14 protein-coding genes are annotated in these 12,069 nt (G+C 71.6%); 10 read left to right on the forward strand and 4 right to left on the reverse strand.

Going from position 1 to position 12,069, the window contains the following annotated elements:
* Nucleotides 1-429: 429 nt before the first annotated feature.
* A complete protein-coding gene (locus ABH940_RS26240; RefSeq protein ID WP_370065568.1) occupies nt 430-1,401 on the forward strand; it encodes a serine protein kinase RIO in 972 nt (323 codons plus the stop codon).
* 36 nt (nt 1,402-1,437) lie between these two features.
* Here ABH940_RS26240 and ABH940_RS26245 read toward each other — a convergent pair whose 3' ends face one another.
* On the reverse strand, nt 1,438-2,679 hold the full coding sequence (locus ABH940_RS26245) for a cytochrome P450 (protein WP_370106311.1): 1,242 nt from the start codon (nt 2,677-2,679) through the stop codon (nt 1,438-1,440).
* A 237-nt stretch (nt 2,680-2,916) separates the two neighbouring features.
* On the opposite strand from ABH940_RS26245, the gene ABH940_RS26250 reads away from it, so the two are divergent.
* From ABH940_RS26250 to ABH940_RS26260, 3 genes are all read left to right on the forward strand, one after another.
* Nucleotides 2,917-3,696 carry a hypothetical protein gene (locus ABH940_RS26250; protein WP_370106312.1) on the forward strand — a complete coding sequence of 260 codons (780 nt, stop codon included), beginning with the start codon at nt 2,917-2,919 and terminating at the stop codon, nt 3,694-3,696.
* 377 nt (nt 3,697-4,073) lie between these two features.
* Nucleotides 4,074-4,520 carry a nitroreductase family deazaflavin-dependent oxidoreductase gene (locus tag ABH940_RS26255; RefSeq protein ID WP_370065574.1) on the forward strand — a complete coding sequence of 149 codons (447 nt, stop codon included), beginning with the start codon at nt 4,074-4,076 and terminating at the stop codon, nt 4,518-4,520.
* 45 nt (nt 4,521-4,565) lie between these two features.
* Nucleotides 4,566-5,732, forward strand: coding sequence for an alpha/beta hydrolase (locus ABH940_RS26260; RefSeq protein WP_370065576.1), 1,167 nt, complete (start codon nt 4,566-4,568; stop codon nt 5,730-5,732).
* A gap of 33 nt (nt 5,733-5,765) precedes the next feature.
* Here ABH940_RS26260 and ABH940_RS26265 read toward each other — a convergent pair whose 3' ends face one another.
* Nucleotides 5,766-6,266 (reverse strand): adenosine-specific kinase, encoded by a 501-nt coding sequence (locus ABH940_RS26265; RefSeq protein WP_370065578.1) that lies wholly within the window; start codon nt 6,264-6,266, stop codon nt 5,766-5,768.
* Between the two features lie 339 nt (nt 6,267-6,605).
* On the opposite strand from ABH940_RS26265, the gene trpS reads away from it, so the two are divergent.
* From trpS to ABH940_RS26290, 5 genes are all read left to right on the forward strand, one after another.
* Nucleotides 6,606-7,610, forward strand: coding sequence for a tryptophan--tRNA ligase (gene trpS, locus ABH940_RS26270; protein ID WP_370065580.1), 1,005 nt, complete (start codon nt 6,606-6,608; stop codon nt 7,608-7,610).
* Nucleotides 7,611-7,800: 190 nt separating this feature from the next.
* Nucleotides 7,801-8,445 carry a hypothetical protein gene (locus ABH940_RS26275; protein WP_370065582.1) on the forward strand — a complete coding sequence of 215 codons (645 nt, stop codon included), beginning with the start codon at nt 7,801-7,803 and terminating at the stop codon, nt 8,443-8,445.
* A gap of 65 nt (nt 8,446-8,510) precedes the next feature.
* A complete protein-coding gene (locus ABH940_RS26280; protein ID WP_370065584.1) occupies nt 8,511-8,897 on the forward strand; it encodes an MmcQ/YjbR family DNA-binding protein in 387 nt (128 codons plus the stop codon).
* 120 nt (nt 8,898-9,017) lie between these two features.
* A complete protein-coding gene (locus ABH940_RS26285) occupies nt 9,018-9,770 on the forward strand; it encodes an SDR family NAD(P)-dependent oxidoreductase (RefSeq protein ID WP_370065586.1) in 753 nt (250 codons plus the stop codon).
* Nucleotides 9,771-9,841: 71 nt separating this feature from the next.
* A complete protein-coding gene (locus tag ABH940_RS26290) occupies nt 9,842-10,318 on the forward strand; it encodes a hypothetical protein (protein WP_370106313.1) in 477 nt (158 codons plus the stop codon).
* A gap of 30 nt (nt 10,319-10,348) precedes the next feature.
* Here the strand turns inward: ABH940_RS26290 and ABH940_RS26295 are convergent, their stop codons facing one another.
* Complete coding sequence (locus ABH940_RS26295) at nt 10,349-11,317, reverse strand: D-2-hydroxyacid dehydrogenase family protein (RefSeq protein ID WP_370065589.1); 969 nt, start codon at nt 11,315-11,317, stop codon at nt 10,349-10,351.
* 46 nt (nt 11,318-11,363) lie between these two features.
* A complete protein-coding gene (locus ABH940_RS26300) occupies nt 11,364-11,756 on the reverse strand; it encodes a hypothetical protein (protein ID WP_370106314.1) in 393 nt (130 codons plus the stop codon).
* A gap of 37 nt (nt 11,757-11,793) precedes the next feature.
* Here ABH940_RS26300 and ABH940_RS26305 point away from each other — a divergent pair, with 37 nt between their 5' ends.
* Nucleotides 11,794-11,940, forward strand: coding sequence for a hypothetical protein (locus ABH940_RS26305; RefSeq protein ID WP_370065593.1), 147 nt, complete (start codon nt 11,794-11,796; stop codon nt 11,938-11,940).
* The last annotated feature ends 129 nt before the right edge of the window (nt 11,941-12,069 follow it).

The raw sequence follows: 12,069 nt of genomic DNA on the forward strand, positions 1-12,069 counted from the left end.
CGGTCGACGCGGGCGGGGAGGTGGACGCTGACGTCGAGCCGCTCGAAGAGCATCCAGCGGTGAGCGCGGCGAGAGAGACGGCCACGACGAGGGAGCGTTTCACAATCGCCTGCTTTCGACGGCACGGGTTTCGACGGCACGGGCGGGGCTTCCCTCGACGCTAGCGGCGCGGAGCGGAGGGCGGGAGGCGGCGCGCGCGGGAGTCGCGAGGTTAATTCGGTTGCGCCGCCGGCGCCGCTCGTTACGATGGCTGACGTTCCTGCAGATGTGAGTGAGTGAGTACGGCGAGGAGGTGCGTAGCAGTGGTTGTCGCCTTCGTGCGGCGCGCCTTCGTATGCGCGCCAGACGCCTTCCCTCGTCACCCGCTCGCCGGCTGAATCCGCGTCACTTCCATGCGCTCCGGCGGGCCCTCCAGCAGGAGACCTTTCCGTGCGCAAGCGCTTTGCCGACAGCGACGACCACTCCTTCGTGCGTATGTCCCGCCGCGGCCGTGACCGCGACGCCGAGTACGCGATCGCCTACGACTTCCCTCACGACTGGCTGCCGGGTGCGGACGATGAGTCTGCGTCCGACGAGTCCGGCACATTCGCCGTGTCCGCCACGTCCGCCGAGCTGCCGCCCGAGGGCGACCGCTGGTCGACCTGGGACCGGTCCACGCCCACCGAGAAGGGCCCCGAGCCGCGCCCTGACTGGGTGGTCACCGAACTCGCGGCCGTGGACACGGAGTTCGGCATTCTCAAGACCGGCAAGGAGGCTGACGTCTTCCTCCTCGAACGCGGCGTCCCCGGGACCGACTGCCGCACCCTGATGGCCGCCAAGCGCTACCGCGACGGCCGGCACCGCCTCTTCCACCGCGACTCCGGCTATCTGGAGGGCCGCGCGCACAAGGAGTCCCGGGTCAGCCGGGCCATGTCCAAGCGCACCGAGTTCGGCAAGCAGGCCATCGCCGGGCAGTGGGCGGCAGCCGAGTTCGCCGCGCTGTCGCGGCTCTGGCAGGCCGGTGCGGCCGTGCCGTACCCGGTGCAGATCATGGGCACGGAGATCCTGATGGAGTTCATCGGCGATGCCGAAGGCGCCGCCGCCCCGCGGCTCGCCCAGGTGCGGCCGGAGGAGGCCGACCTCGACGACCTCTGGGAGCAGCTCGGGCACAGCCTCTCGCTGCTCGCCCGGGACGGCTACGCGCACGGGGACCTCAGCGCCTACAACATCCTGGTGCACGAGGGCCGGTTGGTGATCATCGACGTGCCCCAGATCGTCGACGTCATCGCCAACCCGCGCGGACGCGCCTTCCTGGAGCGCGACGTGCGCAACGTCGGGGCCTGGTTCACCGCGCGCGGCCTGCCGGAGCGGCGGGTGGAGGAGCTGGCGGAGTCGCTGGCCTTTGACGCCCGGCTGGACTGACAGGCCGTCACCTCGCGGGCTCAGTCTCGCGGGTGCTCAGGCTCGCCGGTGCTTGACGGGCAGCGAGGCCGGGCCGCGCAGGATGAGGTTGTCCCGGTAGGGCACCTCGTCCGTCGCGAGCTCCGGCTCGCGCACCCGTCGGGCGAAGGCGGCGAGCGCGATCTGACCCTCCATCCGGGCCAGTGCCGCGCCCAGGCAGAAGTGGATGCCGAGGCCGAAGGCGAGGTGGCGGTCGGTCGCGTCCGCGCGGGCGAAGTCGAGGCGGTCGGGGTCGGCGTAGGCCTCGGGGTCGCGGTTGGCCGCGCCGATCACCAGCAGGATCTGCTCGCCCGCCGCGATCGGGGTGCCCTCGACGTCGGCGTCCTCCAGTGCCGTGCGCATGGTCAGTTGGACCGGCGGGTCGAAGCGGAGCAACTCCTCCACCACGGCGGGAGCGGCCTCCGGATGGGCGCGGAACCAGGCCAGCTGCTCCGGCTCGCGCAGCAGCGCCAGCGTGCCGTTGGCGATCAGGTTGACCGTGGTCTCGTGCCCGGCGATGAGCAGCAGGATGCAGGTGGCGATCAGCTCTGCCTCGGAGAGCACCTCGCCCTCGTCGCAGACCGCGACCAGGGCGCTGAGCAGGTCGTCGGTCGACCGAACACGGCGCTGCGCGGCCAGTTCGCGGAAGTACGCCTCGAACTGCTCACGGACGCTGTCGATCTCGGCCAGCGCGTCCGGCGGCAGCAGGTACTCCGGCCCCAGCGCGCGGGCCAGGGTGTCGGACCAGGCGGTGAACCGGTCGCGGTCCTGCGTCGGCACGCCCAGCAGCTCGCTGATCACGATCACCGGCAGCGGGTGGGCGAACGTCGCGACCAGGTCGAACTCGTCGTGCCGCAGCGCCTCGTCGAGCAGCTGTTCCGCCAACTCCTCGATGCGCGGGCGCAGGCCCTCGATCAGCCGCGGCGTGAACGCCTTGGCGGCCAGGCGGCGCAGGCGGGTGTGGTCCGGCGGATTGAGCGCGAGGAAGGAGCGGGTACGGCCGTCGTCCGGCAGTTCGGCACGTCCGAAGCGCGGGTCGCGCAGCACCTGTGCGCATACGCGGTAGGAGGGCGAGATCCACGCGCCGAACGCGGTCCGGCGCAGCCGACCGGCGGCGTGCAGGCGCGCGTAGCCGGGGTAGGGGTCCGCGCGGAACCGGGGGTCGAAGAGCGAGAAGTCCGTGCCGGCGTCGGCGTGTTCTGTGGCGGGGTGTTTTGCGGCGGGGCGTTCTGCGTCGGTGTGCTCGGTCGCGTGCGCCATGGCGGATCCTCGGGGTGGACGGCAGGACAGGCTCATCCTGCCCCCGGACCCGCGAACTGTCTGCAGAGCCCGGAAGATTACCAGCTCAGCCTGGTGGCCGTGAGGAGTTCGGGCGAGATTGCGGTCCTTCGCCGAGGCGGCTGCGACTGTGAAGATCGTGTCGCTGGAACAGTCCCTGGTGGCGCCACTCTTCATCCCCGTCCCGCATTCCCGTCCCGCGCCGCGCGGAGGCCCGTCATGAGGTTCTGCCCGCCCTGTCATCGCTATCTCAACGGCGCGTTCTCCTGCGCGGGCTGCGGCGCCGATGCCCGGACCCTGCCCGAGGTGCCGACGCCGGTCGAGCCACCGCGGCCGAGGGTGACGATGCGCCCGCTCCCGTCCCGCCCGGACGCGTCGGTGTTCCGGGCCGGACGCCCGCGCGTCCCGATCAGCCACGCGCGACGGCCGGTGCGGCAGGCGGGTGCGCGGAAGGTCGCCCCCGCGCTGCTGGCGGCCGGGCTCGGATTCGCCGTGATGAGCGCCGTCGCCGGAGCCGGGGCCGGCACCGGGCAGGCGAGTGCGGCCGGGGGTTCGTTGCCCTCCTCGTCGGGCCCGTTGGTCGGCCTGCCCCCGAACGTCGACGCGCCGCAGAACCCGACCGTCGGCGGCTACGGAACCGCCCCCGGCCTGACGGCCACTCAGACCCCCAACGCCGCACCGGTGGCAGCCGTCGCCGACGCGACGCCGGACGACACACCGTCCGGCGTGCCGACCAGCCTGCTCACCGGCTCGCCGACACCTGCCCTGCCCACCGGCGCCGTGCCCACCGGCGCGGGCGGGAGCAACCCGACGCCCCTGCCGTCGCGCGCCCCGACGCCTGGCCGACCGACGCCCGCGCCGACCGGCCCCGCCAGCCCGACCTACATCCCCGGCCTGCCGAGCCAGCTGCCCACGCCCGGCGTCACCGTTCCGCTCGGGTCCACCGGGACCCCCGGCCCCGCGTGCGCGATCCAGCTGCTGATCATCTGCCTGGGCTAGGGCCTGTCTGACAATTCCCGTCGGATCAGCCCGGGTCGGCTGGCGCGGTCAGCTGCAAGGCGGAGGATCGCCCTCGTGCTGGGCCGTACTTGGGCGATTCGACAACGCAGCGTGGGGGCACCCCCTAGCCGAAGGCCGGGGGAGGCCGTGCCAGGCGGGTCGGGCCCGGCGGGAATTGTCAGACAGGGCCTAGGGCCTGTCCGGCTTGCGGACAGCTCGACGATTCGACATCCGGTCGGAAGTACGGAAGCTGTACGCCGACGCGTGTCGTGGCCGGAGGGACTGACGGAGCGGACGGGCCGGGTGGAAGATGGGACCGTCAGTATCGTCAGTATCGGAACCATCACGTTCCGACGATCGCGAGGGGACGGAAGCGCATGCCGCTGAACGGTGAGTACGAGCCGAGCCCGACCGAATGGGTGCGCAACCAGGTCGAGGAGATCGAGTCCTCGGGCGGGGCGAAGGGCATGTCCATGCGTGGGATGTCGGTGATCCTGCTGACCTCGCGCGGTGTGAAGAGCGGCAAGCTCAGGAAGACCCCGCTGATGCGGGTCGAGCACGACGGCAGCTACGCTGTGGTCGCCTCCCAGGGCGGTGCGCCGAAGCACCCGGTCTGGTACTGGAACCTGAAGGCCGACCCGCACGTCGAGCTCCGGGACGCCACGGTCGTCCAGGACATGACGGCCCGTGAGGTCACCGGCGAGGAGAAGGCGCAGTGGTGGGAGCGGGCCGTCGCGGCGTTCCCGGACTACGCCGACTACCAGCTCAAGACGGACCGTCAGATCCCGGTCTTCGTCCTGGAGCCGACCGCAGCGCCGCACTAGCGGCGGCTGGAACCGAGAGCGAAGGACCGGAGGAGCGGGAGCGTCGTGTCGCTGACCGGCAGCGGGGTGCTGATCCTCGGGATGGTGCTGACCGTGCTCTCGGTCGTGGGAACCGTCTGGATCTGGCCCCGCCTCGCCCGGCGTCGCTGGTGGGCGCTCCTGGGCCGGATCGGGACGATCGTGGTGACGCAGGTGCTCCTGCTCTGCACGCTCGGGATCTGGATCAACGACTCCTTCTCGTTCTACGGCAGTTGGTCCGATCTGCTGGGCATCGGGGCGAAGGGCCCGGTCACGGTGGGGTCTGGTCCGTCGGGCACGTCGGGGCACTCCGGCTCCGGTCCGCACGGACCGGCCGGGGCGCAGGTGCAGGTGCTGGGCCCGGTCACCGTCGCCTCGGCGGGTATCGGTCTGCTCGACCCCGCCAAGGTGGGCAAGCTGGAGCGGGTCCGCATCCCCGGCACGGTCACCGGTCTGACCACCGACGGCTATGTCTACCTGCCGCCGCAGTACTTCCAACCCGCCTACGCCAAGGACCGGTTCCCGGCGCTGGTGGCCATGACCGGGTTCCCCGGCGAGGCCACCAACCTGGTGACCAAGCTCCAGTACCCCTCGATCGAGCTGCAGCTGATCCAGCAGGGGAGGATCAAGCCGATGATCCAGGTGCTGATGCAGCCGTCACCGTCCATGCCCAGGGACAGCGAGTGCGAGGACATCCCGAACGGCCCGCAGGCGGAGACCTACTTCACCGCTGACGTGCCGTTGGACGTGGAGAACTCGTACCGGGTCCGCACCGACGGTCGTGGCTTCAGCGCGATGGGTGACTCGACCGGCGGTTACTGCGCGCTCAAGCTCGCGATGCGCAACCCCGCCCTCTACGCCACCGCGGCCTCCCTCTCCGGCTACTTCAAGGCGGCCGAGGACGTGACCACCGGCGACCTCTTCGGCGGCAGCCAACTGCGGCGCAACGAGGCCGACCTGAGCTGGCGGATGCAGAACCTGCCCGCGCCGCCGGTGGCGCTGATGCTGGCCAGCAGCAAGCAGGACGGCGACACCTACGCGCTCGCCCGGTCCTTCGCCGCGCTGGTGCGCCCGCCGACCACGGTCGCCGAGGCGACAGTCGACACCGGCGGGCACAACTTCACCACCTGGGTCCGGCTGCTCCCGGCGTGCCTGACCTACCTGAGCGACCATCTCCCGGCGCCTGCGCCGTGACCTCACCGGGCCGGCTCAGAGCTTTCAGAGCCTTTAGAGTTTGTAGCCGATCGTCCTGAGCAGCTGCTTGCGCGCGGCGACGTCGGTCTCGGTCTCCTCACCGAGCGGCGGCTCGCCGTCGACCACGCCCACGATGCCGCGGCCCTGCCCGGTCACCGCGACCAGTACCTGGACCGGGTTGGCGGTCGCGCAGTAGAGGCTGCAGACCTCCGGCACGGCCTTGATCGCGTTGAGCACGTTGACCGGGTAGCCCTCGCGGAGCAGCAGGACGAAGCAGTGCCCGGCCCCGATCGCCGTCGCGTTGGCGACGGCCAGCGCGGTCAGCTCGGCGTCGTTGCCGGAACGGCGGACCAGGCGTGGGCCGGAGGCCTCGCAGAAGGCCAGACCGAAGCGCAGGTGCGGACTGATGCCGACCAGCGCCTCGTGCAGGTCTTCGACGGTCTTGATGAAGTGGGACTGGCCGATGACGACGTTGAGGTCGTCCGGCTTGTCCACGCCGACCACCTCGATGCCGACCGCTTCGCTCGATGCCACGCTGTGGGCCCGCCTCTCCTGCCGCGGAAACGTCCCTCGACGACTCCAGCCTGCGGGCCGTGAGTTCCCGGCGCACCTCGGAAGTCCGAACCCCGCCGGGCCCCGGACGCTATGCTTGCCCCATGCATCGTTCTTCGTGCGTGCGTACGACATCGCTGGGTTGGTGGCGCTCCTTCTAGGAGCGGCCGACCCTCACGCACGCATGCCCAGTACGCATGCCAGGGCCGTCCGTCTGGACGGCCCTTCGGTTTCCCCGGTCCCGGTTTCCCAGGCGCGGGTGGCCCGCCGTCCTACGGCCCCTGCCATCCGCACCGCCCAGCGACACCACCGGGAGAAACCATGACCAGCACCGCCACCGCCACCCGCGTGCTCACCGGCGACCGTCCCACCGGTCGGCTGCACCTGGGGCACTACTTCGGCACCTTGCGCAATCGCGTCGCGCTCCAGCGGCAGGGCGCGGACCTCTTCGTCGTGATCGCGGACTACCAGGTGATCACCGATCGCGACGTCGCCGAGGACCTGCCCGGCCATGTCGAGGAGCTGGTCCTCGACTACCTCGCCGTCGGCATCGACCCCGAGCGCGCCACGATCTTCACGCACAGTGCCGTCCCGGCCCTCAACCAGCTGCTGCTGCCGTTCCTCAGCCTGGTCTCCGTCGCGGAACTGCGCCGCAACCCGACGGTCAAGGACGAGATCGCCCACTCGCGCCAACATGCCGTCAGCGGACTGATGTTCACCTATCCCGTGCACCAGGCGGCCGACATCCTCTTCTGCAAGGCGTCCGTTGTTCCGGTCGGGCAGGACCAGCTGCCACATCTGGAGGTCACCCGGACCGTGGCACGGCGCTTCAACGAGCGCTACGCCTCTGCCGCAGAGCCCGTCTTTCCCGAGCCGGAGGCGCAGCTCTCCGCCGCGCCGCTGCTGCTGGGGACCGACGGCACCAAGATGAGCAAGAGCCGGGGCAACGCGGTCTCGCTGGCGGCGACCGCGGACGAGACGGCCAAGCTGATCCGCGGTGCGGTCACCGACGCCGACCGTCGGATCAGCTACGACCCCGTCGGCCGCCCTGCGGTCTCGTCCCTGGTGCTGCTGGCCGCGCTCTGCGAGGACGTCGATCCGCACCAGGTCGCCGAGGAGATCGGCGACGGCGGCGCGGCGGCGCTGAAGCGGCGGGTCACCGACGCCGTCAACGGCCACCTCGCCCCGATCCGGGCGCGCCGTGCCGAGCTCGCCCGGGACCGTGACGCCGTGCGGGAGGTGCTGCGGCGCGGCAACGCGCGCGCCAACGCCGTGGCCGACGCCACGCTGGACGAAGTCCGCTCGGCGATGAACGCCCGGTACTGACGCCGCCTCGGCCGGCCGGCCGACGCGCCGAGACGGTTCCCCCACATGGCCGTCCGGGGTGGTTCGCCCGGCTGGGTGGCGGAGACTCTGGTGGGAGCGTTCGTCTGCGGAACCCCGGAAACCCTCCGAGCTCGGGACGGGCGTTTCCGCAGGGACGCTGCGGAATCACTGCACACACTGGAGTAGTACCGTGGCACGCGCTCTCTCGCTCACCCCGTCGTCCAACGCCCAGACCACCACCGGCCAGACCTCCAGCGGCCAGACCTCCGCCGACGTCGTCACCGCCCCTCCCGGGCACGACTGGGCCGCCTCGCTGGTCCACACCGCTGTTGCGAACCGGCCGGTGGAGGAGGTGGCACAGCTCTTCGCGATCCTCGACTCCGCGGGTGAGATGGGCTCACCGAGCCCGGCCTGCGCGATCGCCGCAGGCCGCCCGTTGGAGGACGTGTCGCGACTACTTGCGTCACTCGACGGCGCTCAACAGGCGAGAGGACACGAGATCCTGTGTGCGGCGGTGGTCCACCGGCCGATAGCGGATGTCGCGTTCCTGGTCGGCTCACTGGCGGACGGGCCCGCCGTCGCCGCCGTGGAGAGCGCGCTGCGCATCGCCGCCGTGCACCGGCCGCTGGACGACGTGGTCGCCCTGGCCCGCGCGCTCACTGTTGACAAGGCCATGATCGACAAGCCCCAGGCTGACCAGTCCCCGGTCGACAGGTCCGCGATCGAGAAGGGCAAGGGCGAGGGGAAGGCCAAGGCCGACAACGGTGCGGTGAAGCCCGTGACTGCGCCGGAGGACAGCGGCCGACGCGGTTTCCTCGGCGGCAAGCGCGGCTGACGCGCACTCCGGAGTCCGGAGCTGCGGCCCGGGCGCGGCCGGTCGGACGGACCTAGACTCGCTCCATGGCGACCTGGGACGACGTCCGCCGGATCGCGCTCGGGCTGCCCGGCACCAGCGAGCGCCCCTCGCGCGACCATGCGCACTGGTGGGTCGGGGACAAGGGGTTCGTCTGGGAGCGCCCGCTGCGCTCCACCGACCTGGCCGCGCTCGGCGCGGCGGCGCCGGAAGGGCCGGTCCTGGGCGTCCGGGTGCCCGATCTCGGCGTCAAGACGGCGCTGGTCGAGCAGGGCGGCGACGTCTACTTCACCACCCCGCACTTCGACGGCTACCCGGCGGTCCTGGTCCAGCTCGACCACATCGACGTCCAGGAGCTGACGGAACTGATCACCGAGGCCTGGCTGGACCGCGCGCCGAAGAAGCTGGTCAAGGAGTACCTGGCCGCGGACTGAGCCGCCGCGGACTGAGCCGGGGGTCGATCAGCAGTCAGATCCCGGCAGCCGGAGCATCTGTGGAACTCATCTGTGGAACTCTGGGGCCGAGAAAGATCGACTCGGCCGCGGAGGTACGCGATGCAGGACGCGACGCAGGACGCGAAGCAGCAGGTCACAGTGGTCACCGGCGGAAGCCGTGGCATCGGCGCGGCGATCTGCGAACGGCTCGCCGTCGACGGTCACGACATCGTCGTCGGTTACCGCTCCGACCGGGCCGCCGCCGAGAAGGTCGCCGACGCCGTCCGCGGCGCGGGACGCCGCGCGCTGACCGTCGCGGTCGACACCGGGGACGAGGCCGCCGTCGACGCGCTCTTCGACGCCGCCGCCCGGGAACTCGGCCCGGTGACGGGGCTGGTCAACAACGCGGGCGAAAGCGGGCCGAACGGCCGTCTGGCCGACGCCGACGTGGACGGCCTGCGCCGCGCGCTGGACACCAACGTCCTCGGCTACCTGCTCTGCGCCCGCCGGGCGATCCGGGACATGACCGCGAACGGCGGCGGCGCGATCGTCAACATCTCCTCGGCCGCGGCTACCCTCGGCAGCCCCGGCCAGTACGTCCACTACGCGGCGTCGAAGGCGGCCGTGGACGCGATGACGATCGGGCTGGCCAAGGAGGTCGCGCAGGACGGCATCCGCGTCAACTGCGTTGCTCCGGGCGTTATTTGGACCGAGTTCCACGCCGATCCGGAGCGTCCCGCCAAGCTGGCGTCCACCATCCCGATGGGGCGCTCGGGCGATCCGGCCGAGATCGCGGGCGCGGTCTCCTGGTTGATGTCGGCCGACGCCTCCTTCACCACGGGCGCGGTGCTGCGCGTCGCCGGAGGGATGTAGCTGCGGGATGTAGTGCGGGCGGGAGCGGCTTACGGTGGGGAACGGGGCCAGTCGACCGAGGCGGTGCCGGGATGGAGCAGGAGCGGGCGGAGCGGTTGGTGGCCGCGTTGCGGGCACGCGGAGTGATGGCCCACCTCGCCGACCTCGGCGTGTACGAGTACGCGGTGCGCGTGCTGCTCCCCGACGACGAAGGCGAGGCGATCTGGGACAGCAGCGACGCGCTGGGCCTGGAGGCCGAGGTGCTGCAGGACGGCGTGCTCATGGGCTTGGTCCCGCACGTCCCCGGCTCGGAGGACATGAGCGAGGACCAGCTGATCGAGGTGATCGCCACCACCGAGTACGAGCGCGAGGGCCTGTACCCGCCGAAGGACGCCGCAGGCCGGCCGGTCGCGCCGCCGAGGTCGGCGGCGTCGAACGCGGAGGCGTCGAATGGAGCCCCGTCGAACGCGGACGCGCCCAGTGCGGAGGGGTTGACCGACGGGCCGGTCTCGCACCGGGGGCCGAAGCGGCACTGGTGGTCGCGCGGGTCGGGCGGGTCGGGTTCCTGAGCGCTCGGCGCCCGTTCCGTGTCCGGGCGGTCAGCCCTTGCCGAGCGTGCGCACGGGTGCGCCGTCGAGGAAGGCGGCGATGTCCTCGACTCCCTCGGTGAAGAAGCGCGTGTAGTTCCGCTCGGTCACGTAGCCGATGTGCGGCGTCGCCAGCAGGTTGGGCAGCGTGCGGAAGGGGTGGTCCGCCGGGAGCGGCTCGATGTCGAACACGTCGACGGCCGCGCCCGCGATCCAGCCCTCGCGGAGCGCCCGGGCCAGCGCGTCCTGGTGGACGACGGCCGCGCGCGAGGTGTTGACCAGGTAGGCGGTGGGGCGCATCCGCCGCAGCTCGGGCGCGCCGACAAGGCCGCGGGTCCGCTCGCTCAGCACCAGATGGACGGAGAGGAAGTCGCTGGTCTCCAGCAGCTCCTCCTTGCTCGCGGCAAGCGCGACGCCCTCCGCGCCGGCCCGTTCCGCGGTGAGGTTCTGGCTCCAGGCGGAGACCTCCATACCGAACGCCTGCCCCACCTTGGCCACCCGCGAGCCGATCCTGCCGAGCCCGAGCAGGCCGAGCCGTCGGCCGTACAGGTCCGTGCCGACCGTCTGCTGCCACGGACCGCCCGACCGCAGGGCGTCGTTCTCCGTCGTGACCTGCCGGGCCAGGCCCAGCAGCAGCGCCCAGGTGAGCTCGGCCGGGGGTTCTGCGGAGCCGGCCGTCCCGCAGACGGTGACGCCGTGCCGCGCCGCCGCGTCGAGGTCGACCGAGGCGTTGTGCATCCCGGAGGTGACCAGCAACCGCAGCCGGGGCAGGCGCGCGAACAGCTCCGCGTCGAACGGCGTGCGCTCGCGCATGATGAAGACGATCTCGCAGTCGTCTACGGCCTTGACCAGCTCCTCGCGGTCGCTGATGTGCCGACGCACCGTCCGCACCTCGACCCGGTCCGTGACGGGGGACCAGTCGGCAGCGGTCAGTGCGACGTTCTGGTAGTCGTCGAGGACGGCACAGCGCAGCTTCTCCATGATCCTGAGCCTAGCCGCGCGGCTGCCCCGTCCCCTGGAGGGTGGCTCACTTCGTGTAGGTGACCGTGAAGTCGGCGTTGCTGCTGTTGGCGATCGGGGTGACCGTCACCGTGCCGTGGGCGCCCGCCAGCCTGCCGGTGCCGCTGGTGATCGGGAAGGTCATCGGGGCGTTGGAGTTCTGGCTGGTCGCCAGGTTCTGCGTGGAGTTGTCGGAGATCAGCATCGACCCGTCCGCCATGGCGATCTGGGCCGAGCAGGTGGCGGTGGCCGGAGCCTTGGTGATCAGGCAGTAGAGGTGGTCGGTGCCGACCGCGGTGGAGCCGTGCGAGGTGTGGTTGCCGAGGTAGTCGGTGTCCGTGGACACCACGTAGCTGCCGAGCGTGGGCGCGGTGCTCGGGTTGGTCACCACCGTCCCGTCGGGCGCGTACAGGTTGGACATCTCCGCGACGCTGTAGAGGCGCAGGGTGGTGGTGGTCGTGCCGGACCCGCTCCCGCTGGACGAGGGCGCGGGCATCGGGCTGGACGACGTGGAACCGGACGACGTCGAGCTGGACGGCATGGAACTGGACGGCATGGAACTGGACGACATCGAGGTGGACGACATCGAACTGGACGACGGGTAGGCAGAGGCGGAGCTGGAGGCGTTGGGCGTCGAGGACGCGCTTCCGGCCGCGAGTACGAAGGCGCCTGCGGCGAGCGCGGCTGCTGTTGCCGCGTAGCGGGGGTAACGCGAGTGGCTTCTCATCGGGTCC

Source organism: Streptacidiphilus sp. BW17 (assembly GCF_041262485.1).
Taxonomy (GTDB): domain Bacteria; phylum Actinomycetota; class Actinomycetes; order Streptomycetales; family Streptomycetaceae; genus Streptacidiphilus.

Coding starts and splice junctions, on each gene's coding strand:
- ABH940_RS26245 (WP_370106311.1), bottom strand. CDS start 2,679: ATGGCGCACGCGACCGAGCACACCGACGCAGAACGCCCCGCCGCAAAA.
- ABH940_RS26250 (WP_370106312.1), top strand. CDS start 2,917: ATGAGGTTCTGCCCGCCCTGTCATCGCTATCTCAACGGCGCGTTCTCC.
- ABH940_RS26255 (WP_370065574.1), top strand. CDS start 4,074: ATGCCGCTGAACGGTGAGTACGAGCCGAGCCCGACCGAATGGGTGCGC.
- trpS (WP_370065580.1), top strand. CDS start 6,606: ATGACCAGCACCGCCACCGCCACCCGCGTGCTCACCGGCGACCGTCCC.
- ABH940_RS26280 (WP_370065584.1), top strand. CDS start 8,511: ATGGCGACCTGGGACGACGTCCGCCGGATCGCGCTCGGGCTGCCCGGC.
- ABH940_RS26285 (WP_370065586.1), top strand. CDS start 9,018: ATGCAGGACGCGACGCAGGACGCGAAGCAGCAGGTCACAGTGGTCACC.
- ABH940_RS26290 (WP_370106313.1), top strand. CDS start 9,842: ATGGAGCAGGAGCGGGCGGAGCGGTTGGTGGCCGCGTTGCGGGCACGC.
- ABH940_RS26295 (WP_370065589.1), bottom strand. CDS start 11,317: ATGGAGAAGCTGCGCTGTGCCGTCCTCGACGACTACCAGAACGTCGCA.
- ABH940_RS26300 (WP_370106314.1), bottom strand. CDS start 11,756: ATGTCCAACCTGTACGCGCCCGACGGGACGGTGGTGACCAACCCGAGC.